Origin of the sequence: Blastopirellula sp. J2-11, assembly GCF_024584705.1 — a bacterium.
Taxonomy (GTDB): Bacteria; Planctomycetota; Planctomycetia; order Pirellulales; family Pirellulaceae; genus Blastopirellula.
The window spans coordinates 2,805,741-2,828,948 of record NZ_CP097384.1 but is presented as its reverse complement, the minus strand read 5'-3'; the positions used below and the strand labels follow the sequence as shown (position 1 = coordinate 2,828,948).

Sequence of the window (23,208 nt, the reverse complement as noted above, 5' to 3'; positions counted from 1 at the left end):
CAATTCGTCTGAGAAGTATGCGTCTACGACGTCTCACGCGTCCGCGGGTCGGTCGCTTCTTGAACGCCTTCGCCGATCAGGTTGTAGGCGAGCACGGTCGAGAAAATCGCCATGCCGGGATAAACGACCAGCCACCACATTGTCTGGATCCTCGTCCGACCTTCACTCAGCAGCGTTCCCCAACTGGGATTCGGCGGCGGAGCGCCAAAGCCCAGAAAGCTCAATGCTCCTTCGGTCAAAATCGCGGAAGCGATGCCAAACGAAATCGGCACCAGAATCGGCGCCAGCGCGTTTCGCAGGATATGCACGAACATCAATCGCATCTGGCCGGCGCCAAGCGATCGCGCCGCCGAGACATATTCGATCTCGCGGATCTTCATGAATTCGGCGCGTGTGAGTCGTGCGATGCCGGTCCACCCAGTAGCCCCAATCAAGACCATCAAGTGCCAGATCGTAATGTCATCCAAGATGGATCGAACGGCGAGGATCAATATCAACGTCGGCAAGCACATCACCACTTCGATGACGCGACTGAGAATGATATCGATCCAACCGCCATAGAATCCGGACAACGCGCCGACGATCACGCCGATGAATGCAGCGATCCCCATCGAGACGAAGCCGACCAACAGCGAGATCTGCGTCGCGTGGACCATCTGCGCAAAGACGTCGACCCCATCGTCATTGGTCCCCAACAGGTTGTACTTGTTGGGAGCTCCCTGAATGCCGGACGGGCTTGCCGGTTGGCCTGGCCATTCATCGGCTTCGATCGGGCGATACGGATCTTGATAGACCAAGGGCCAAATCGCCCAGCTATCAGGATCGTTCTTTTTCAGATTGCCGGGATAGACGCCGCGAAACTTGTCGTTGGTGAACACGGCCTCGGTTTTGTAGGCTTGCGTGTTTAGGCCAAGAATGCGGTAGTAGTAGTACGTCGCCGGAAAATAGATCTCTCCCTTGTACTCGCAGATGATCGGACGCGTGCCGACAATCATCGGCGCCGTCAAAGCGACCAGGGAGAGGAACACGACGAACGACAACGCCGCCATCGCTTGGGGACGACGGCGAAAATTTCGCCAGGATTCTCGCCAAAAACCGAGCGACTCGCGCGGCTTGGCGGGTGTGGGAGGAGCTGTTTCGCTCGACATATTTAACTGCGTCTAAGAATAAGTAATTCGCGGATCAACCACGCCGTATAACACATCGGCGAGCAACTGGCCCAATAACGTCAGGACAGAAAACATGAGGACGAGCCCCATCTCCAGCGGGTAGTCGCGTTGACTGATCGCTTCGAGAAAAAGAGCGCCCATCCCCGGCCAGCTAAAGATCTTCTCGATGATGATCGCGCCGCTAAACAAGCTGGGCAGCGTCAGACCGATCAACGTCACAAACGGGATCAGCGAGTTACGGAAAGCATGCACCGTCAAAATCTTGAAGGGGCCGACTCCCTTCGCTTTGGCGGTCCGAATGTAATCTTGCTGCACCACTTCCAGCATGTTCGCTTTGATGAAGCGGGTGTAGTAAGCGAGCGACGTGTAAGTAAAGCAGGTAACCGGCAACAGGCAATGCAAGAAAAGATCCCAAGCCTTTCCAAAGATCGACATCTCGGCGTAGTTGGAACTGGTCACTCCGTATAACGGCAACCATTCCAAATTGACGTGAAACAAGATCTGCAGATAGAGCGCCGCGACGAAGACCGGAAACGAGTAGAGCATGTAGAGAATAAGACTCGTGCTGCGTTCAGGTATCGTTCCGTTTCTCGCGGTCGAATAAAGCCCCAGTGGTATCGACAGCAGATATGCCAAAATCAAGGACGTGACCGAGAGCAGCAAGGTCGCCGCCATCCGATCACTGATCAACTTGGCGACCGTTCCCGGCTGCGTCAGCGCGTTTTGCAAATCTCCCTTGCGTACGCCGTTCAGCCAATCCAAATAACCGAGCGTCCAATGCTTGTTGAGCCCGAACTGTTCCTTCATCCGCTCGTACTGCTGCGTGCTGATCGACTTGTCTGACGAGTCCCCTCCGCCGGCGATCATCGCCGTTAAAGGAGAGCCCGGCATCGAGCGAACCAATCCGTAGACGAAAGCCGTAATCAAGACCAACGTCAAAACGCTAATCAACAATCGGCGAATGATATAAACAAGCATAGGCTTCGATTTCTTCGGTTTCGGCGAGCGATGACAACTTACGGCTGGGCGGCCCAAATGCTATTGAAACCGGGACTGTAGTTGTACGGTCCACGGGGACTAAAGCGATAGCCGCGGAGCTTCTTGTTGAAACCGTAGAACGAATTGCGATAGAAGAGCCAGGTGTAGACCTGATCTTCGTACAAGATTTTGTGAATCTTGCCGTAGATCTCGGCTCGTTTTTCGCGATCGAATTCCTTTTGCCCCTGGTCAAAGAGCTTGTCGATTTCGGGATTGGAATACCGTCCGTAGTTGCGACCTTCGCCGGTGGCGAAGATGTTCTCCGAAGAATAGGGATCGGTGCTCGTTCCCCAACCTCCCAAGGTCGCTTCAAACTGGCCGTCCAGGTTCATCTGCTGCAGCGCCGTGAATTCGACCAGCTTGATGTTACACGCGACGCCGATCTTGCTCAGACTCCGTTTCAACAACCGGGCGACCCGCTCCATATTGGGGCTGGGAGGGCAAGTGACCGAAAACTCAAAGCGGACCTGCTTGCCGTTGATTTCTTTATCACGAATACCGTCAAAGTCACTATCGACCCAACCGGCTTCGTCCAGCAATTCTTCAGCTTTGTCGAGATCTTGCTTGTAAGGCTCCGGCATCGGTTTAGGCGACATCCACGAAGTCGGATGAAACGGTCCGGCCGCCGGTTCGTAAAGCCCGCTAAACAGCTTGTCGATCATCTCTTGATGATCGAATGCGTAAGACATCGCTTGGCGAACGCGTTTGTCCGTAAAAAACGGAGACTTCGTGTTCCAGCAAATATGGAAGCTGACCCACTCGGTCGCGGTCACTTTCGTATTCTTTTCATAGAACTTGTCGTCGTTGGCCTGCGTCGTCCAAAGATCGGCCGTGATCGCCATCTCTTCGATCGAGCCGGTTTTGAGCGCCAACATCGCCGTATTGGGATCTTCGATAATTCGAAAGCGAATTGTCTTGAAGTACGGTTTCCGGCGGACTTGCTTGCCGTCGACCATGTAGAACCCTTCGCGTCGCTCCAGCACGATTTCTTGACCGCGATCATGCTTGACCAGCTTGTAAGCGCCGCCGCAAACCGGATTCGACTCCAATTCGGCGTGAGCCGCGCTCAAGCGCATCGTCGGGTCTTCTTTGATCGTTTCTTCGTAAACATGCTTAGGGATCACCGGGAAGTTGATGTTCCAGACGTTGACCGGAGTCGACTCGCGGTGAAAGTAGACGATCGTCTGATCGTCGTAGGCTTGAACCCAACGAATCTTGTCGGTTCCTTGCTTGACGGCCGGAACGCGCGATTCAGGATCCATGATCACCTGAAACGAGAACATCACGTCCTGGGCCGTGAACTTTTTGCCGTCCGACCAGTAGATGTCGTCACGCAAGACGAGCTTGTCGTACATGCCGTCTTCGCTGGTCTGCCAACTGACGACGTAGTCGGAATTGGCCAGCGGATCCATGTTCCAGTCGAAACCGTAGATCTCGATCCCCATCAACCCGACCACATCAAACTCGGTGACCGAGCTGATCATCAGCGGATTGGTGCTTTTGGCGTCGCCGCCAACATGCCGAACAATCGTCGCGTCATAGTCGACCTCTTTATCCGACTTCGGCAAGCGCCCGAGCGCCGACAAGATTTTGTCGTTGTTCTCTTTGTTGGGGGGAAAATTGTTTTTTAGTTTTAACGCCGTCTCGACATCGGTGAGCGGCGGCTCTTTTTCGAGTTGCTTTGCGAGCAGTTCGATCGGATCGATGACGCGCTGGTCGACCCATTTCACTTTCGCGTCAATTTCTTCCAAAGGGGGAGCGTCAAACGGCTCCAGCAGCATCTCTGGCTCTTCCTCAACATCTTCTTTTTTCTCCTCCCCAGTCCCCGCAGCCATCCCATCCCCGGATGTGGTTTCTCCTTCAGAACTGGATGCTCCTTCTTTGGAGGAGTCGGTGGCCGTGGGAGTTGATCCGCCACAGCCCGAAACCCCCGCTATCAACAAGCAGGCAAAGAGCAAGAAACAAGACAGTAGACGCCATTTCATCGGGGAATATCCTTTCCACAGCGCCGCGATAAGCGAGCGAGGCCGCGAGTGGGGAAAATCGGAATAGAGTCAAATGGGGGAAGGCAGGGCGTTCTCACAAACGCTGCATTCTATCTAGACGGGGCATTTGCATCGTAGCCCGTTGAAGCGGTGACGGTCAATAACAAGTAAATGCGTTACCTTTTTCCCTTACTTTTCTCGGAATGCATGCGCCAGCCCTCTGGCACGTTTTCGCTAGCAGGCATGGTAATTTTTCATAATTATGCCGGACATGTCAGTTTTGCTGATTTTGTGAATCCAGAGTCCCGATTCTTGAAATGATGTCGAATTTCCTTTCGCACGACGCAGTGTCGTGGGAGATCGGCATACCCCAGGGCAGAGACACGAAACGACGAAAACAGGCCGACTGCTCGAATGCTCCAACCAGCCATGAACGCCAAAAGACTGACTCAGCTCGTGACTTGCGGTCTCCTGCTCATTGCAGCAGGAACTGTTCAAGCCGAGACCGCCAACTGGATCTGGGCCCCGCAGCATTCCAAAGATGCGGTTCCTCGCTCTAGCTGCTTCTTTCGGAAGACGATCAACGTGCGCGGATCGCAACGTGCGATCCTGCAGGTCGCCGCCGATGACGCCTATGAGCTCTGGATCAATGGAGCTCGCATCGCTTCCGGCTCTAATTGGCGACAAATGCGCACGATTGACATCACGCGTCACCTGATTGCAGGGCGTAACGTCGTCGGCGTTCAAGTCACCAATACCACCGGCTCTTCGGCCGGTTTGTCGGTTCGAGTCGAGTTCACCGACTCCAATGGCCGTGTCCAAGATGTCGTCTCTGACGGAACCTGGCTGACGAGCATCCAGTCCATCCCCCAATGGCAATCGTTGCAATTGAATGATTCGCTTTGGTCGGCAGCTCAGGTATTGGGCCCGCTAGGGACGACCGCTCCCTGGTTGGCTGACGGCTTCGCTCCGGTTCCGCCGGTCGGTGCGCCGGCGACAAGCGTCTCAACGTCGACCGAACCGCAGGAAGAGCCCCGTTTTCAGATCATGCCGGGCTTCGCGATTCAGGAAGTAATCTCAGCCGAAAAGACCGGCTCATTGATCGCAATGGCCTTTAACGAGTTCGGCAGCGTCGTCGCTTCGCAAGAAGGAGGGCCGTTGATGCTCTTCTCCGACGAAAATGGGGACGGCGTCGTCGACAACTCACGCGTCTACTGCGACGAAGTCAAAAACGTACAAGGGATCCTGCCGCTCAACGGCGACGTCTATGTCGTCGGCGAAGGGCCGCAGGGGACCGCGATGTATCACCTGAAAGACGAAGATAAAGATGGGCAGCTTTCGATCAGCGAAACGCTTATCCGGTTCACTGGTCCTCTGGGCGAACATGGCGCGCATCAAATGGCGCTCGGCCCGGATGGATTGATCTATTTGACGGTCGGCAACCATACGGAACTGGCCGGCAAGATTTCGGAAACCAGCCCCCACCGCAACTATTACGAAGGGGACCTGGTCAAACGCTTTGAAGATCCCGGCGGCCATGCTGTCGGCGTTAAAGCTCCCGGCGGCATGGTTTTGCGAACCGATATCGACGGCAGCTTTGTCGAGATCGTCGCAGGCGGCCTCCGCAACTCGTACGACATCGCATTCAATCGCGAAGGGGATCTCTTCACCTACGATTCCGACATGGAGTGGGACGAAGGGCTCGTCTGGCACTTGCCGCCGCGCGTATTGCAAGTCTTCCCCGGCGCCGAATTTGGCTGGCGCAGCGGTTGGGCCAAGTGGCCGTCGTTCTATATTGACAGCTTGCCGGCTACGCTCGAAACCAAAGCGGCTTCGCCGACCGGCATGGTTTTTTACGACCACCAGAAGTTCCCGATCCGCTATCAAGATCGTCTTTTCACTTGCGACTGGTCGAATGGCCGGATCACCACGCTGCAATTCATTACCGAACGCGCCGGCTATCGAGCCCAACAGGAAGTCTTCCTGGAAGGGAAGCAGTTCAACGCGACCGATATTGATGTCGGCCCCGACGGCTGGCTGTATGTCTGCACCGGCGGTCGCGGCACCGACGGCGGGCTGTATCGCATCGTCTGGAAAGGGGAGGAGCCCGCAGGCCAATTGAAAGACGAAACCGGCATCGCCGCTGCGGTTCGCCAACCCCAACCGCACAGCGCCTGGGGACGTCAGCACATCGCCGAAATCCAACAGTCGATGGGCGATACCTGGGACGCGCAAGTCCAAGGAGTCGCGATCGCCGAAAAGAATCCATCGCAGTTCCGCGTTCGCGCATTGGAACTGATGCAGCTTTATGGCCCGACGCCCAGCATTGAATTTCTCCTGAAACTTTCGGCCGATCCGGACGCCGACGTGCGTCTGAAGACGTTGAAATTGCTCGGCCTGCGATCCGATCAGGAAGCGATGGATCGGATCGCGGACCTCGTCTCGGACGGCAGCCCCAAAGTTCGTCGCGCCGCTTGCGAAGCGCTCGCCTACAAAGATGCTCGCGTTCCGTTGAGCCTTATTGAAGCGGCTCTCACCTCCAGTGATCGCCGCGAAGCTTGGGCCGCGCGACGCTTGCTCGAACGTCAGCCGATCGACGAATGGTTTGCCGAAATCATCGCGACCAAAGATGCTCACTTGTTCAACATGGGCGCTCTGGCGGCGATGACCGCAGCTCCCACTCATGAGCGTGCGACGGCCGTTTGCAATCGAGCCAGCGAACTGCTGGACACCTACCTAAACGACCAAGACTTCAAAGATATCATGCGTATCATTCAAGTCGCCATCTTGCGGGGCGAACTGCAAAAATCCGATCTGGGACGGATCGGCGAACAAGTTGCCCGTGAGTTTCCGGCCGGCGATCACGTGATGAATCGCGAACTCATTCAGACGCTCGCCTTCCTGCAGGAATCCTCGATCACCGATCGTTATATCGCACATCTCGACAGCGATATCCCCAACAGCGAACGCTTGTTCCTAGCGATGCAAATGACCTTTATTCCCACCGGCTGGACGCGCGAGCAAAAGCTCAAGCTGATCGGCCACCTGGAAAAGGGACTTGAAATCGAAGGGGGTGAAGGCCTGCGAGGCTATGTCGAAATGTCGACCAAGCAGTTTGTCGGCCATCTGGATGACACCGAGAAACTGTTGCTGCTGACCGTGGGCGACGTTTGGCCGAACGCAACGCTCGCCGCGTTATTTGAACTGCCCGAAGATCGCCCTCCATATATTGTCGAAACGCTGCGTGACGTCGACCAAAAGCTGCAAGGCCGCGAAGGCGCTGTGATCGAACGTCTGCAAATGGGGATCGTCGCGATCCTGGCCGAAAGCGGCGACGAAGAGATGATGTCCTATCTGCGAGAGGTCTATCGCGACTTTCCAGAACGCCGTACTTCGGTCGCGATGGGTCTAGCACAACAACCGACCGGCGAGAACTTCGCATTACTGCTGGACAGCCTTTCGATTTTGAAAGGAGAGTTCGCCAGCGCCGTGTTAGCCAAGTTACGCAACGCCCCGGCGACCTCGACCAATCCTGAACATCTCCGCCAGCTGATCATCCTGGCCGACCAACTGCAAGATGAAGGGGGCATCAACGCGATTCGCCTGCTCGAAAAATGGACCGGGGAATTCCCGGCCAGCAACTCGGCGCCGATCGCCGATCGCGTCGTCGCCTGGCAAGACTGGTTCGCCCAGACGCATCCCGAGATGCCGGAAGCGAAGCCGATCGATGTGGCGAAAGGGAACTGGAACCTGGAAGAATTGCTCGACTACATGACCGACGACAAGTTTGCCGGCGGCGATTCGACCAACGGCAAAGCGGTCTTCAAAAAAGCGCAATGCGTCGCTTGTCACCGCGTTGGCTCGGTCGGCGAAGCGGTTGGCCCCGACCTGACCGAAGTGGCGCGCCGCTTCCAGAAACGACAGATTCTCGAATCGGTGCTGTTCCCGTCGCATGTAATTTCGGATCAGTACGCCGCTCGTAAAGTCCTCACGATGGATGGTCAAATCTATGTGGGACTCGTGACCCGCACGACCGACGGCGACATTATCCTCACCGGTCAGGATGGACGAAAACGGACGATCTTCTCCAACGAGATCGACGAGATCGCCGCCAGCCCGACCAGCGTGATGCCGGAAGGCTTGCTCGACCCGCTCACCGCCGAAGAGATCGCTGACCTGATGACCTTCCTGGGCGCCGCGCCCGAAGCGAAAGTCGCCGGTAAGCCATCGACCAAACGGTAGAAGTTGGATGCCACTTGAATTTGTAAGCCGGCCCCATCGGGCCGGCTTTTTTTTGCCCCCATTCTCTTCGTAGCCCGACGCGCGAGCGAGGGAAATGCGGTTGGCTACTTCGAACCGTCTTGAAATCGCCAAGCGATTTTCCCTCGCTCGCGCATCGGGCTACAAAGAACTGCCCCCCTTCAAATATTTGCAATCGCTCTCCGCCTGCGATATAAGAACCGCATCGACCTCTTTCTGTTTCGGTGCTCTTCATCTTCTCTTCATGCAGGAAAGGCGCGTCATGTCTGATTCCACTTCAGAGCGGGTCCTGGTTCGCGGCAAAATCTCGTGGGTCTTTCATCTCCTCCGCGCCATCGGCCCCATTTTGATCGTTGCGGGGATCGTGCTTAGCATTCAGAAGGCGGATGTCTGGGATGACGTTTTCTTTTACGGGGGCATTGCCGTCACCGGGTTGATCGAAGCGATCGCTTTCGCCAAACGTCGCTCGCGTCTTTGGTGCACCGATCTGGGCGAAGGCTTCACCCTCCACGAAGCAGGAGAAGATCATACATTCTCGGACGGCGACGTTTTGGCGATGTCGCTGTGGGACAAGAAGGTCTTTAACAACGGCAATGCGGCCGGCGTGCAGCGCGATGTTCGCTACTGGGTCGCCGATCGCGACAAGCCGATCGTGATGAACTATCGCGTCAAAGAAGACCAGCCTGACGAGATTGTCAATCTGCACAATCGGCTGCTTGACATGCTGGAGCAGCGCGCGACCGAATCGCTCGACCGCGGCGAACACGCGGCCGGCGAGGGCTGGGCGATCAGCCCAACCGCGCTTGCAACCGGCGCTTCGCAAGAGAGCTTGATCCCTTTTGAACAGTTGCTTGCCGTCGATGTGTTTGGGGATGAAGTCTGCATCTGGCGCACGGAAGACGAACATGCTTCGATCCGCTTTCCGATTAAAGGACGGAACTCGTACTTGCTGATTCGGTTACTGGGAAAAATGATTCCTGAGCGCGACGCCGACGCCGCCCCTAGCGGCGGACTTGGTCGGATCCTCTTCGAGCGGGCGACGCGGTTCAAAGCGATCGGCTGGGCGCTTGCAATCCTGTTCACCCTGGCGTCCACCTTGCTGTTCTTCGTACATCCGTTGCTCGGGATCGCGGCGCCGCTGGGCGTGATCGGCCTCAGCGTGTTCGTCTATTTCTATTGCGAGCGTACCGCGTTTCGCTGTCACGAGCAGGGAGTCTATCAATCGGGCATTACCGGTGAGAAAAAAATGCGTTACGAAGATGTCGAGTCCTTCACTTACTCGGCGACGCGGATGTACCACAACGGCGCCTATACCGGCACGCAAACGCAGATGTCTTTCGAACCGCGTCCCGGTTCTGGAGCCGCAAATATCAGTTACAGCGCCAACGTTCAAGGCGCCGACGACGATCTGGAAGTGCTCCGCTCTCACGTCTCTGGGGTAGTCGGCTCGGCAATGCTGCGTGAAATCGCCGAGGGGCGCCCTGTCGCTTGGACCCCCAATATCACCTTCTACAACGACCGTATCGAGTTCGTTCCGACCTCATTTTTTGGCGGCAAAAAAGCGCCGGTGCAAGTCCCTTGGAACCAGATTCAAAACTTCGACATCCAGGAAGGGACGTTCCATATTTGGCGGCAAGGGAGCGAGAAATCGGTCATTCACGAGCCGGTCTCCTCCCCGAACTTCTTCCCCGGCTTCCATGCTTTCTGCACGATCCTGCAACCGGAAGAAGCCAACGAAGAAGAACTGGTCGAAGCCGAGTAGTCCGCGTTTACGACCCGCTGGCCAACTCAGCGCTGGCCGAATCGGCCGCGTCGACTTCGGGATCGCGCGGGAAGAGATTCTCGACAATCTCGTAGAACTCGGCCGGTGACGAAACCTTCGCCGCCCGCGTTCGAAACGCGCGAGCACCGTACATTCCTTGTGCGTAGCAGCAAGCGAACTTCCGCATCAGCATCGTTCCCTTTTCGATCCCAAATCGCTGCACCACCAGATCATAGTGCCGCAGCAGACACATCCGCTGCTCGGCGAGGGTCGGATCGGCCGGAACCGGCTCTCCCCGCAGCGCGGCGGCGGCTTGGGCGAACAGCCATGGTCGCCCCAAACAGGCCCGCGCGATCATCACGCCGTCGACCTGGTAACTGCGGAACGCTTCGACCACTTTAGCGGCCGAATCCAAGTCGCCGTTGCCGATCAACGGGATCTTTTTCAGATATGGTTTGATCTCCGAGATCTTTTCCCAGTCGGCGCTCCCTTTGAAGAAATCGGCGGCGGTTCGGCCATGCACGGTGAGTGCGGCGGCGCCCGCTTCTTCAACCACTTGGGCGATCTCGTTGGCGTTGATCTTGTCACGACTGCAACCCAAGCGAATCTTGGCGGTCACCGGGGTCGGAGCACAGGCCTCGACGACGCGGCGAATGATCGAGAACATCTTTTCGGGCCAACGCAGCAAGTACGATCCGCTATGGGCCGACTGCGTCACCTGTTTGACTGGGCAGCCAAAATTGATGTCGACAACGCTCACCTGAAATTCTTCGACCAGCCGTTCTCCAACGCGAGCCATCGTGTCCGGCTCGTTATCCCACATCTGAACCGCTAACGGCCGCGGCTCATCTTCGATCCCCCACAGACGGTCGGGGAACTCGGCCTGTTGATCGAGCCAGACAAAGCTGCGAGCGCTGACCATTTCGGTCGCCTGCAGTCCCACGCCCCCATAATCGCGGACGATCTGCCGGAAAGCGTAGTTGGTGTAGCCCGCCATCGGCGCTTGTAGAATCGGCGGATCGATGACCAGATCGCCGATTTTCAGCGGTTTCACAATGACAGGCGGCAAAGTTGTTTCAGCGGGATCGTTCATAACGCTCTATCGTCGGCGCCATGCCGCTTGACGTCAAGCCGCGCTTGCCGCAGTCGCTATTGACTGACGGCGTTCCAGTTCAATCCGCCGGCAGGCTCGTTGGGCGCCATCCCTTGCGTTTGCAGCGAAGAGGAACCTGTCGCCGGAACCGCAGTCGTGACCGATGGAACCGGGAGCGGCTCGTTGGCGCTCGTCAACTGGATCTGGGAGGAGCCAGCCTCGTTGATCCCCGAACTCGGCATGTTGCTGGCCGCCGGCGGCGTCCACGTTGCCGGTGGTGCATTGGTCCCAGGATATTGGGCCGGCGGAGCCCCATAAGGCGATGCTCCCGGTGGCGGCGCCAACGTTCCGCCTGGCGGTGCATACGTTCCTGCGGCTGGCGCACCGAGCGTCGCGCTCGGCTGACCCGTCGGCTGATAGTAAGGCGCCGTCGTCCCCGGCTGAGCATAGCTGCCGGTCGCCGGCGGCGGTACGCGCTGCGGGCCATAGGCCGAAAATGGATTAAGCTGAGCGTTTTTTCCTTGGCAGCCGAGCGTCAGTCCTAACGCAGCGAACGCCAGCCCCAGAAATATTCGATTCATCGGGAATTCCTTTCCCCTTAATCGTCTCGTTGGATGAACGAGCCGTACGCGAACGCTCGTCGTTTTCGCTTGGAAGTTACGGCGAGCGGATTGAGTGGGTCGATGCAAGCACGCGAAGGATAGCTAGATCGCTGGCGCCGACCAAGAGGAATTATCCAAAATCTGACTACGGAGTCACAATTTTGGTAAAGCTGACCGGCACGGCCGCGTCGCTATCGACAAACGGGTTGATCACCACTTGCGGGGCCGGCCAGTAGCTAGCAGCGGCTTCGTTGGTTTCGGCCGGCGCTTCTTCGGTCGTTTCTTCAGCCGGCTGCTCCACTGCTTCGGCATCGATCGCCGTCGTTTCGGCCGGTTCGACCACATCGGCCGGGGCTTCTTCGGCGACAGGCGCTTCGGTCGTCACGTACGGATTGATCACGACCTGCGGCTCCGGGGTCGGCGCTGTATAAACGACCCGCTGCGAAGGCTGGTACGAACCGATCGGAAACGGGCTGATCCCATAAGGTCGCGCGACCGAGTGCGAATAATAGACCGGCGGATGCAGCGCAAAGTAGGGAGGCGTCGGCACATTGCCGCGAACGTAGCCATACCCATACCCATAACTGCCGTAACCAAAGCCAGGGCCGCCGAAGTTGGTGATTCCAAAGCCCCGGTAACCGACGCGCGGTCCAAAGGTTCCAGGGAAGTAGGCTTCGGCACTCGAACTGACCACCGACAGGCCGACAACCGCGATCAAACTGAACAAAAGGGGACGCAACATTGGGAGACTCGCTTGTCGAGGGGGGGCGATAAGCACTATCGTGGACGGTATACCTCCACTAGTTCCACGCTAATTACGATCAGCTAGCAGTCAACCCAAAAGCTTGAAGAGTTTCCCCCAACCATCGACGCTCACGCATTCGTTAAAGGAAGCTGCGCGTCGACTCGGATTCCTACATGTTGGCGTTTGCCCCGCCGTATCGCCGACCGGCATCGATGCGTTCCGCGATTGGCTCGCCGCCGGATACGCCGGCGAAATGCAATATCTAGCCGACCGGGCCGAAGCCTACGCTGACCCCGGCCAAGTTTTGGCCGGCGCTCGCAGCATCGTGATGCTGACCCTGCCGTATCGCACGGATGATCCCCGGCCAACCGCAACAGGGCAGGGGCGCGTCTCGCGCTACGCGTGGGGGGAAGTCGACTATCACGACCTGATCCATGGCAAACTCAAACAACTCAAACGGGAGTTTCAACAACTATCGGCCGAGGCCAACATCCGCGGAGTCGTCGACACCGCGCCGCTGCTAGAGCGCGACTTCGCCCAACTCGCCGGGCTCGGTTGGATCGGCAAAAACACGCTGCTGCTCAACAAACATGCCGGCAGTCTTTTCTTCTTAGCGGCGCTGCTCACGTCGATCGAACTCGACTACGACGATCCGCATGACGCGAGCCACTGCGGCACCTGCACCGCGTGTCTCGACGTCTGCCCAACCGATGCGTTCCCGGCGCCGCACGTCTTAGATGCAACCCGCTGCATCAGTTATCTCACCATCGAACTCCGCGGCCCGATCCCGCGCGATTTGCGCCCTGGTCTCGGCGAGTGGGTCTTCGGCTGCGACCTATGCCAAGACGTTTGCCCCTGGAACAGCAAAGCGCCTCTGAGCGTCGAGCCAACGTTCATCCCTCAAAACGGATCGAACCCACTCGAGCTAATCCCCCTGTTCGATCTCGACGACGACGCATTCCGCAGCCGCTTCCGCAAATCGCCGATCTGGCGTCCACGACGCCGCGGGCTACTCCGCAACGCCGCGATCGCGCTCGGCAATCGACCAACCCCGGCTGCCGCGGCCGCTTTGATAAAAGGGTTAAACGATCAGGAACCGCTGATCCGCGGCGCGGCGGCTTGGGCGCTCGGCAAGTATGACTGCGACGCTTCGCGACAAGCATTAAAAAACCGGGCAACGATCGAAACCGATCCAGAAGTCGTCGAAGAGATCCTCTTGGGACTCCAAGAACGGGGCTGTCGCAATCTAGCGCCGTGAATTGGCAAAGCCGCTCCAAACAAAGCTACCCAACTTGCCCATTCTCGTGGGACCGTAGGACCGGACCGCATTCGTTTTTTCTAGACTGCCGAGTGGACTGAGGCTGGCCCTCTTTTTTTCTGGGAGACGGGGTGGACTCGGCCACACGTTTTTTTCGGATCGAAACCTGGGACTGGACCGCTTCGCTTTTTTTGGGCAGTGGACTGCAGCACGTTTTTTTTGCGATGGATCCTTGGACCGGACCGTTCCAACGTTCATTCGCACTTCCTTCGACGTTCGGGTTTCCGACTTCGTGATAGATTTCACAGTGTGGACTGGACCGCGACGTTTTTTTTCGCGGCGGATCATGGGCCCGAATGACGACCATGAAATCGTTCCCTTTGCGCGCAATGCGATCGCAAGCAAATCTAGAGCTGCGTCATCACGCTGAGCTGATTTTAGAAACGGCCATGTTGAACGACGTATGGTCTCCACTTTCGGACGCACAATTGCAATTGGACGGCGAATCTGCCCTCTGTAATCGACCCGAACTCCGTGCGTTTTGTCAATCGATAAAATCGAGCTCGGCGAGTGTCGGTGCGACCTCTTCCGAGCAATAAATGTGCCCGCGTTAAATGAAGCGGCCGCGGCCGCTTGACGCCGGGGCACTTCATGTAATATCATAAGTTACATGAGACGCGACAGCAAATTATCGGGCGTGCTTCACATCCTGCTCCACATGGCCGAGCAGGCGAAGCCCGTTACTTCGGAAGACTTGTCCAAAATGATGGGCACCAATCCGGTGGTAATCCGACGAATCATGGCCGGCCTCCGGCAGCAAGGTTATGTGCAATCGGAAAAGGGGCACGGCGGCGGATGGACGGTATCGTGCGACCTATCGAAGGTGACGCTACGCGATATCTATGTTGCGTTGGGCAGCCCTTCGCTGCTCGCTATCGGCAATCGCACGGAAGCGCCCGGCTGTCTGGTTGAGCAAGCCGTAAATACCGCCTTGCAACAGACGTTTGATGACGCCGAGGAGTTACTGCTCTCGCGCCTGGGCGAAGTCACGCTGGCCATGCTGAGCGCCGACTATCAGGCTCGCCTCATTGCTCGTGAAAAGTCCCCTAAATGTCAAGAAGCGCAGGATGCCTCTTGAACGAACAGAGCCCCATGAATCGGTGACAGTCCAATGAAGAACCGCGCCATTCTCATTCTCGTAATCTCCATTGCGGTCAGCATCGCAGGCTGTAGCCAGCGCAAAGAAACCGCCATGACGGAGGTCCACGACGACAAGGCCAGCCCGCAGGAATCCAGACAGGAAAAACAACCCATGCACGAAGATCACCATCATCACCACGCCTTCGCTGACCCCGCAGAACTTGCCAAGAAATGGAACGATCCGCAACGGGACCAATGGCAACACCCGGAGGAAATCGTTGCGGCGCTGGCTTTAAAACCGGGGGCGACGGTCGCGGATATCGGCGCCGGGACAGGCTACATGGCGGCGCACTTAAGCAATGCGGTAGGCAAGGGGGGAACGGTCATCGCCGTCGACACCGAGGACGCGATGCTCGCGTACCTTTCAAACCGCGTTGAGGAACTGCGACCGGCGACAGTCATACCGCAGAAAGCCAGTCCCAATGACCCTCATCTGCCTAACGAGAGTGCTGACGCGATCCTAATTCTCGACACTTGGCATCACATGGGCGAACGCTTGGACTATGCCAAGAAGATCTTTCTAGCACTCAAACCACACGGCAGACTTGTTATCGTCGAGTCAGTAATCGATGGAGAGATCGGACCGCCTAAAGAAATGCGCGTCCCCCCGGAACAGGTCAAACAAGAACTCGAAGCCGCAGGCTTTCGCGCTCAAGTCGCACCAGAGACCATGCCGCGCCATTACATGGTCGTCGCTGACAAAGATTAATCTAACCGGTGGGGTCGGGACGCAACAGCGCGTTTTTCAGACAACGCCGGCAATCCAGCCCGTTGCATTCTTTGGACTACGTCCAGACGCGAAAGCACCGTCGGCAAGTCGGTTCGCAATTTCTGTGGCCATGCAGAAGCGGGGCACGCTTACGCTCGCTTCGACAGATCCACACCAGTGATGTCGGAAAATCAGACGTCACAGGTTGTCATTTTTCTCTAATCGGCTAGACTGGACCTAGTTGATACTGATTCTCAAGTCAATTTGCCGTTTAACTTGATCCCAGATCCGTCGCTCGCAAGGCCATTTGGGGCTCAGGATTACGCTCCCCCTCTCCGTCGATTGAAAAGGCTATTGGATGTCACGCCCACACCAGTCCCCGCGAGGATTTACGCTCGTCGAATTGCTCGTGGTCATTGCGATCATCGGCGTTCTGATTGCGCTTTTGCTACCTGCCGTTCAACAAGCTCGCGAAGCTGCACGGCGGATGCAGTGCAGCAATAATCTGAAGCAGATTGGGCTGGCGTTACACAACTATGCAGGAACGCACGGCACTTTCCCGCTGGAGTCGTACGTCTCCGAGTATCCTGACGGAAACTATTACTACAACAGCTGGATCCCCTGTTTGTTGCCGTACTTTGAGCAATCTGCGCTGGCGAATCTCTATGACCAAAACTACGCGTTTTTTGATGTCAAGAATCAAGAAGCGATCGAAACGAAGTTAAACGTTTTTGAGTGCCCATCGACTCCGGGAGGCACGCAACTGACTCCCGAGCTTCGTTATCGCGACTCGTCCGGCTTTAATATCGATTCTGATCGCGGAGGCTGGACGACCGACTATGCAGGCCAACGGGGAATCCATAGCAGCACCCATGCGATTTATGCACCCGGCGCAGGCAGCACGAATCATCTGGGCGTCTTCGGCGGCGGCGGAACGGGCCGCAAGTTCCGGGACATTACAGATGGAACGACCAACACGATTATCGTGCACGAATCGGCCGGTCGCGCCCAATGGCTGCATCGCGACAATGGAGAACTGATCAGCGCGAATCCGGAGTTTGGCGGCTGGTTTGACTATTGGGCCGGCCCCTCAGCTGGCTGGATGTATGGATTTGAAGATGACGGGGTAACCAAAAAAGGCCCGCGCTTTATCAACGCCTCGAACAAGTGGGCCAATCCGCTTAGTTTCCATACCGGCGGAATCGAAGTCGCCCTGACGGATGGATCGGTTCGATTCTTGAGCGACACGACCAACAACAATGTCTTTATCGCGTTGTGCACCTACAGCGGAGGAGAAGTCTTCAGTGAAGACTAGACGACCGTCCAGCAACTCCTTTGCACGATCTCAATCGCCTTCCTGTAGGAACTATTTTATGTTGATTCCGCTTGCATTCGCCGCTTGTACTGCCAAACGAAGCGCGGGCCTAATTGCCGCGAGCCTGGCTTTTACGGTCCTCACCGGTTGCGGTCAGCCGGAAGAGCCGCGCCCCGAGTTAATCCCTGTTAAGGGAACCTTTGCGATCAACGGCAAACCTGCCGAAGGCGCAATGCTGGTCTTTCACCCAGCCAATGGAGAAGAATTTGACGTCCGCGGAACGCGCCCTCGTGCGATCGTCGGGCAGGATGGTCAATTTTCGATGACGACCTATCAGTCGGACGATGGAATCCCCGCAGGCGAATACGATCTTTCCGTGTTGTGGTTCGACAATCCCGACTCATCCAATCCGCATGACAAATTGGGCGGCCGTTACGCAGCGCCCGGCAAATCGAATCTGCACGTTTCGATCGACGAAAACACCACCGAGTTGGCGCCTCTGACCATGGCAGGGGTCCGACTCGCCACGCGTCGTCCTCGTACAGATTCCGCTGATTTTGACCAAGTGGATTAGTGCGACCTTCCCAACTGCACTGTCATCTCACCAACACTTGAGGTCATTCGTTGATCTCCGCCCCCTGACAATTCTCTCCAAGTACGCTTCTCTCTCTCCAGAGATACGGAAACAAATTTTATGATCATGAAATCGCTTCGTGTCGCGTCGTTTCTCCTGACGCTCACTTCTTTCAACATCGCTGTCGCATCCGCCGAGGATCACAAGCATCATCATACGATGGCGCAGCAATCGCCAGACGTTCTTCGCACGGCCGCCAGCGGGCCCTGGTCTGCGGCGACCACTTGGGAAAAAGGGAAAGTTCCTCAAGCGGGTGATCGCGTCGTGATTCGACACGGACATGAGGTCCTGTATGATGTCGATTCTGATCAAGTCATTCGCGGCGTTCAGATCGCCGGAACTTTGAAGTTCGCCCCCGATCGCGATACGCGTCTGGAAGTCGGCCTGATTCGCATTGAAGCGAACGAACAATACAGCGAAGCAGGGTTTGATTGTCAGCATGCTCCTGACGAAGCGGGACACGACCATGACGTAAAACCTGCTTCCCGCGCCGCCTTGGAGATCGGCACGTCGGAAGCTCCCTTGTCCGCCGAATATAAGGCGACGATTCGCCTGCATTATCTAGAGGGGATGGATCCCAATACCTGTCCTGCGATTGTCTGTTGCGGCGGACGAATGGACATCCATGGCGCTCCGCTAGAGCGCACTTGGATCAAGCTTCCTTACCAGACGGCGAAGGTGGGCGAATCTCGACTGGTGATGCCTGCTTCTCTGCCGGGGTGGAAAGTAGGAGATCGAATCATCATCACCGGCACCACACGTCAATTCGGCTACATCGGCACGCGTCATCGCCGAGACGGAGATGACAATTCCGTAGCGGATAACCCCACGACCGAAGAACGGGTCATTACGCGAATGCGTAAGTGGGGCGGAATCGATTCAAAACTGCAGATCGTCAGTCTCGACAAACCGCTGGCGTTTGATCATTTAGGCGCAGGCGAATACCGCGCGGAGGTTGCGAATCTGTCACGAAACGTCGTGGTGGAATCCGCGAATCCCGATGGAATCCGTGGACACACGATGTACCACAATAATTCCGCCGGCGGGATTAGCTACGCCGAGTTTCGTCATCTCGGAAAACGCGGCGTGCTAGGAAAGTACCCAATTCACTATCATCTGGTCGATCAATCGATGCGCGGGAGCAGCTTGATTGGCCTGTCCGTGTGGGACAGTCATAACCGCTGGATCACGATTCATGGGACGCAGTTCCTGGTGGTGAAAGATTGCGTCGGCTACAAGAGCGTTGGTCACGGTTATTTTTTGGAAGATGGAACGGAAGTCTACAACATCTTCGATCGCAATCTGGCGGTTCAAGCTTTGGATGGAGATCCGTTGCCGGAACAGGTTTTGCCCTTCGACAACAATCTCGGATCCGGCTTCTGGTGGGCGAATAGCCTAAATACGTTTACTCGAAACGTCGCGGCGGAATGTGATGAAGACGGATTTCGACTGGAAGTGGTCGAACGAGACGACTTCGACCCGAATCTGAAAATTCTCCAGTCTGACGGCGCCTTCCAAAAAGTCGATATTCGGACTTTGCCGTTCATCCGATTTGACAGCAACGAAGCTCATTGCCAGCGACTATTCGCCGTCAACCTGGGCGGATTCGCGGGTGGAAGATTCCAAGACAAAGACAGCGACGTGGAAGGGGTAGGACCTGATTACCAGCACCCGTTTATCCTTCGCAATACGAAGATATGGGATTCTCACTGGGCCTTTCACATCGGCTCTCCTTGCGTGAAGATCCAAGATGCCCAACTACACGATTGTGCATACGGGCTATGGCGTTGCGTCATGCACCGGCACGAGCATCTGCGCATGAACTTTTCGCAGGTGAACACTACCGTATTCTTTCCGCGGGGCTCGAATGACGCTGACTACAAATATGGAGTTGAAGACTACTTCGACCTCGAGCCTGTGGATGATCAGCCCCCCATTACCGTCATTACGTCTGTTCAACCGATTTCCAGCGGCATGATCCGTGTTCAAGGGCTGACGACCGACAATTACGATGTCAAGCAGATCCTCGTGAATGGCGCGCCTGCACGCTTGATCGACCCCGCTGGAATGGACTGGACCATTGACTTGCAAGTGAAGCCAGGCGCCCCCGTTAAAATTGCCGCTCATGCCGAAGATGAGAACGGCAATTCCGAAACCAAAGGGCACATCCTGCACTACCACCAGCAAGAGGGCTCGGGCCCATCGAGCGGTGGACATCAAGTCACGACTTCCCACGCAGGACACTAGCAACGCGACGCGGGTAAGATAAACCAGAATCGGAACGCGCCGAACGTTCCGATTCTTTCAGGCTCGCTGAACATTGCGAAAGAATAAAGTCACCATCACGCCAGAATGTCATGCACCACGTGCCCATGCACGTCGGTCAGACGAAAGTCTCTCCCTTGTTGACGGTAGGTCCGCTTTTCGTGATTGGACGAGGAAAGAAATTCCGCTCAAGCCAAGATCAACTTACGCGCACATTCCATTTCGACAGCGTCATTCACCCGCGTCCCTTATTTATCCATTTTGCTTGGCATGGCTAAGGCGAGCGGAGGCTTCCGTGGCGGAAAAATTTCAGAAATCCCCCAAACCCTAGACATGGCGGGGCCCGATGCTAAGATGCGGAGGGGAATAGGCTTGGAGCGATTCCAGACTCGATTTGGTTCAACCCAAATGTGAAATCCCGGTTGATACGCACGGAAAGACCGGCGCGGAATTCTTTAGGGCCATTGGAGATCGCCTTGCATGCTGCCGAGCGACGACAGCGCAGAAAAACGGCGTCAGCTCCACAAGCTGATCCAACATCAGAACCAGCCGGATGAACCCCGGCGGCGGCCCTGGCTGGTGAAAGGCATCGTGCTCGTCGGCATCGTGGCGGCTGCGGGGCTCTATTTCGGGCTGGTACGGAAAGTGTGGGAGCTAGACCAGCAGAGCCGGCTAGATCAACCTGCCCCCGCGACCGCTCAGCTTCCGCCTGCCGCCAAGGTGGATCAACTTTCCCCGGCGGAGCTGCAGCAAATACTCGCTGGCGACGATGTCGACTCTCAGCGCGAGGCGATCATTCAGCTCGCAAAACTGCATCCACCGGAGGCGGCGACGATTGAATCGCTGGCAAAGCTGCTGACACATGCTGAACTGGCGCCGCACGCAGTCGATGCGCTAGGCGCGATCGGTTTTGAGGCCCACCAAGCGGCGGCGGATCTGCAAAAGCTGGCGGCGGAAGAGGGCGCCCCGGCGATGCGGCGTCGCGCGGTCGCCGCTCTGTTGCGAATCAATCCCTTCTTCGTCGTTGACTTGCCGCCTCAAGCCGATGCTGATTTGCTGGCGCTCTTGGCCAGCCAGGACGAAATTACACGACGTTATGCCGCCGCCTGCTTGGGCGCACGTCAGGCCCAGGGAGCGAACATCGAGAAAGCGCTGACCGAACTGCTGAACGACGAAAATGATGAACGAATTGCCGCGATCGCCAGATTGGCGCTGTCCCAGATTCGCGGCGCTGAGCTTCCGACGCCGGCTGGCGAGCTGATTGAGCGAGCGTCCAGCGACCTAGATTACATCGCCGCCGAACAACTGGTGCGCACCTACAGTCCAGACGTAGTGGTCGAGCTAGTATTTGCCATGACCCGCAACCGAGCCAGCGATGCCTCAGGTCCACCGACCATCGCGATTCGGTCCTGGGGTGCGGAGGCGGCGCCCTCTTTGATCGAGGTGCTCAGGAGCGACGACGTGCGCTCGAAAGAACTGGCTGCCGAGCTCCTGGAGGAACTTGGCCCAATTGCGGCGCCCGCTGTGCCTGCGCTGATTGTCTGCCTCGACGATCCCCGTGGACGAGTGCGGATCTGTGCCGTTGAAGCGCTCCGCGCGATCGGCCCTGCCGCCAACGAAGCGATCGGCCCGCTGAGTGAAATGACTCTCGATCGCCGCGAAATCGATCTGGCGGTCGCCCTGTATTGCCTTGAGCCAACGCCCCGTCGCTTGGATTCCGCTCGAAAACTGATTGAGCCAAAACTGCCGGGCCCAGACAACCAGTTCGAAACAAGCTGGCATCAACTCAAGCAGCTGCAGCCGCGGCCGATCGCGTGGCTGGTCGAACTCATGGGCGACAGCCCCAACGGCTTCTGCCGGCGAAACGTGTCCCATGTGCTGATTGAGGAGGCCGAAAGGGTTGAGGCCCACGTTGACCAGCTCGCCCAACTCCTGAGCCGACCACCCGCCCCAATCAGGACTTTCGACGACGACCAGTTCGAACCGGCCCGGCTGGCCGCGGACGTGCTGGCTGCAATCGGTCCGCCTGCCGCCTCGGCCACGGACGATCTGCTCAAGCAGCTCGACTCGCCGAGCTGGCGAATCCGTCGTTCATCAGCTCGAGCGTTGGGCCGCGTCGCGACGCGAGAATCAGCACCCCGGATCGTCAAGGCTCTCCGTGCGACCCCGCGCGATGCGAGCGAAGCTTCCCTCGCCGCGGAGTTCGCCATTCGGCAGATCGGCGTGCGGCTGGGACCGGACCTGTCCGACATGCCGAAGAGCACGCGAGCTGCGATCGCCAGCACCGCTCCCTATGCCCAGCGCGTGACCCAAGGTGCGGCGCTCTGGACGCCACCCTACGACGCCAACATCGATCCGCCGTCCGCGGCGCGGCCGTCGTCGATTCGAAGAACACTGCCAGACTATGTGGCGGACTCGGAGCATTTTGGGCTTGGGAACCGTGGTGATGCGGAGAGGATTCTGGAGTTTGGCGAGGGACCACTGCCCGCGCAGTCGGCTGCTCCGCTGCTGCTGCTCTTACACGAACGCCACCGCCTCGAGTTCCATCGTGGGCGCGAGCACGAAGCGATCGTCCACGCTTTGTGGCGGCTGACGCAGTCGCCGCTCATCCCGGCGATCATGGTGGATGCCCGCGTCGCCCCGGCGCAAACAGTCCGCGAGATGGGGTCGGTTGGCGGGGCCCTTGGTCCCTTCCTGCACGGGCACAAAACCGCGTATGGAATGCCCGCGGCGCTGCTGCTGCCGCTGATCGGACCGCGGGCCCACGAGGAACTTCCGGCGCTGTGGGGCCAACTCAAGCGGAGCGATGGCGGCATTTTTAGCGGTGTAGCAGGCCTCACGATTTGGCGGCTCGAAGAAAATCGCGACGTGGCGACCGAGCTGATGCGGCAGTTGAAGCCCGAGCGGGCTCCCTTTGTCGAAGATTGCGAGGGTCGCGGTGATCGTCAGCATATCGCGTGGGCCTTGGGCCGAATTGGGCCCCCCGCCAAGGCGGCAATCCCGCTGCTCGCCGAAGTTGCTTATCGCGATACCCGCGCGTTCGGCGTCGCCGCTGCATGGGCCGCGCGTCAAATCGATCCACAGGCCGCCGCCGAGTGGGGCCTCAAGTGAACATTTTGCTTCCAAGATGCGGGTAAGATAAACCTGAATCGGAACGCGCCGAACGTTCCGAT

Annotated in this window: 15 protein-coding genes; 9 read left to right on the top strand and 6 right to left on the bottom strand. The window is 57.5% G+C overall.

The window, feature by feature from the left end:
- Positions 1-23: 23 nt before the first annotated feature.
- From M4951_RS11495 to M4951_RS11485, 3 genes are read right to left on the bottom strand one after another with little or no spacing between them, the layout of a single operon-like run.
- The gene (locus tag M4951_RS11495) at positions 24-1,148 is read right to left on the bottom strand and encodes an ABC transporter permease (RefSeq protein WP_262026627.1); all 1,125 of its coding nucleotides are present in this window, start codon (positions 1,146-1,148) and stop codon (positions 24-26) included.
- Positions 1,149-1,160: 12 nt separating this feature from the next.
- Entirely contained in the window at positions 1,161-2,147 is a 987-nt protein-coding gene (locus M4951_RS11490; RefSeq protein WP_262026626.1) for an ABC transporter permease, read from the bottom strand.
- Between the two features lie 38 nt (positions 2,148-2,185).
- A complete protein-coding gene (locus M4951_RS11485; protein WP_262026625.1) occupies positions 2,186-4,192 on the bottom strand; it encodes a peptide-binding protein in 2,007 nt (668 codons plus the stop codon).
- Positions 4,193-4,621: 429 nt separating this feature from the next.
- Between M4951_RS11485 and M4951_RS11480 the strand changes: the two genes are divergently transcribed.
- Positions 4,622-8,434 carry a HEAT repeat domain-containing protein gene (locus M4951_RS11480; protein WP_262026624.1) on the top strand — a complete coding sequence of 1,271 codons (3,813 nt, stop codon included), beginning with the start codon at positions 4,622-4,624 and terminating at the stop codon, positions 8,432-8,434.
- 280 nt (positions 8,435-8,714) lie between these two features.
- Positions 8,715-10,214, top strand: a complete 1,500-nt coding sequence (locus M4951_RS11475) for a hypothetical protein (RefSeq protein ID WP_262026623.1) — start codon at positions 8,715-8,717, stop codon at positions 10,212-10,214.
- 7 nt (positions 10,215-10,221) lie between these two features.
- Here M4951_RS11475 and dusB read toward each other — a convergent pair whose 3' ends face one another.
- From dusB to M4951_RS11460, 3 genes are all read right to left on the bottom strand, one after another.
- The gene (gene dusB, locus M4951_RS11470; RefSeq protein WP_262026622.1) at positions 10,222-11,307 is read right to left on the bottom strand and encodes a tRNA dihydrouridine synthase DusB; all 1,086 of its coding nucleotides are present in this window, start codon (positions 11,305-11,307) and stop codon (positions 10,222-10,224) included.
- 56 nt (positions 11,308-11,363) lie between these two features.
- On the bottom strand, positions 11,364-11,888 hold the full coding sequence (locus tag M4951_RS11465; protein WP_262026621.1) for a hypothetical protein: 525 nt from the start codon (positions 11,886-11,888) through the stop codon (positions 11,364-11,366).
- 166 nt (positions 11,889-12,054) lie between these two features.
- Positions 12,055-12,651, bottom strand: coding sequence for a hypothetical protein (locus M4951_RS11460; RefSeq protein ID WP_262026620.1), 597 nt, complete (start codon positions 12,649-12,651; stop codon positions 12,055-12,057).
- 103 nt (positions 12,652-12,754) lie between these two features.
- On the opposite strand from M4951_RS11460, the gene queG reads away from it, so the two are divergent.
- From queG to M4951_RS11425, 7 genes are all read left to right on the top strand, one after another.
- Positions 12,755-13,912 (top strand): tRNA epoxyqueuosine(34) reductase QueG, encoded by a 1,158-nt coding sequence (gene queG / locus M4951_RS11455; RefSeq protein WP_262026619.1) that lies wholly within the window; start codon positions 12,755-12,757, stop codon positions 13,910-13,912.
- A 670-nt stretch (positions 13,913-14,582) separates the two neighbouring features.
- Positions 14,583-15,050: an Rrf2 family transcriptional regulator gene (locus tag M4951_RS11450; protein WP_262026618.1), complete on the top strand. Its 468-nt coding sequence runs from the start codon at positions 14,583-14,585 to the stop codon at positions 15,048-15,050.
- A 33-nt stretch (positions 15,051-15,083) separates the two neighbouring features.
- Positions 15,084-15,821 (top strand): class I SAM-dependent methyltransferase, encoded by a 738-nt coding sequence (locus M4951_RS11445; RefSeq protein ID WP_262026617.1) that lies wholly within the window; start codon positions 15,084-15,086, stop codon positions 15,819-15,821.
- Positions 15,822-16,179: 358 nt separating this feature from the next.
- Entirely contained in the window at positions 16,180-17,136 is a 957-nt protein-coding gene (locus M4951_RS11440) for a DUF1559 domain-containing protein (protein WP_262026616.1), read from the top strand.
- 58 nt (positions 17,137-17,194) lie between these two features.
- Positions 17,195-17,710, top strand: a complete 516-nt coding sequence (locus M4951_RS11435) for a hypothetical protein (protein ID WP_262026615.1) — start codon at positions 17,195-17,197, stop codon at positions 17,708-17,710.
- A gap of 120 nt (positions 17,711-17,830) precedes the next feature.
- Positions 17,831-20,017, top strand: a complete 2,187-nt coding sequence (locus M4951_RS11430) for a G8 domain-containing protein (RefSeq protein WP_262026614.1) — start codon at positions 17,831-17,833, stop codon at positions 20,015-20,017.
- Positions 20,018-20,515: 498 nt separating this feature from the next.
- Positions 20,516-23,146, top strand: coding sequence for a HEAT repeat domain-containing protein (locus tag M4951_RS11425; protein ID WP_262026613.1), 2,631 nt, complete (start codon positions 20,516-20,518; stop codon positions 23,144-23,146).
- Positions 23,147-23,208 lie beyond the last annotated feature (62 nt).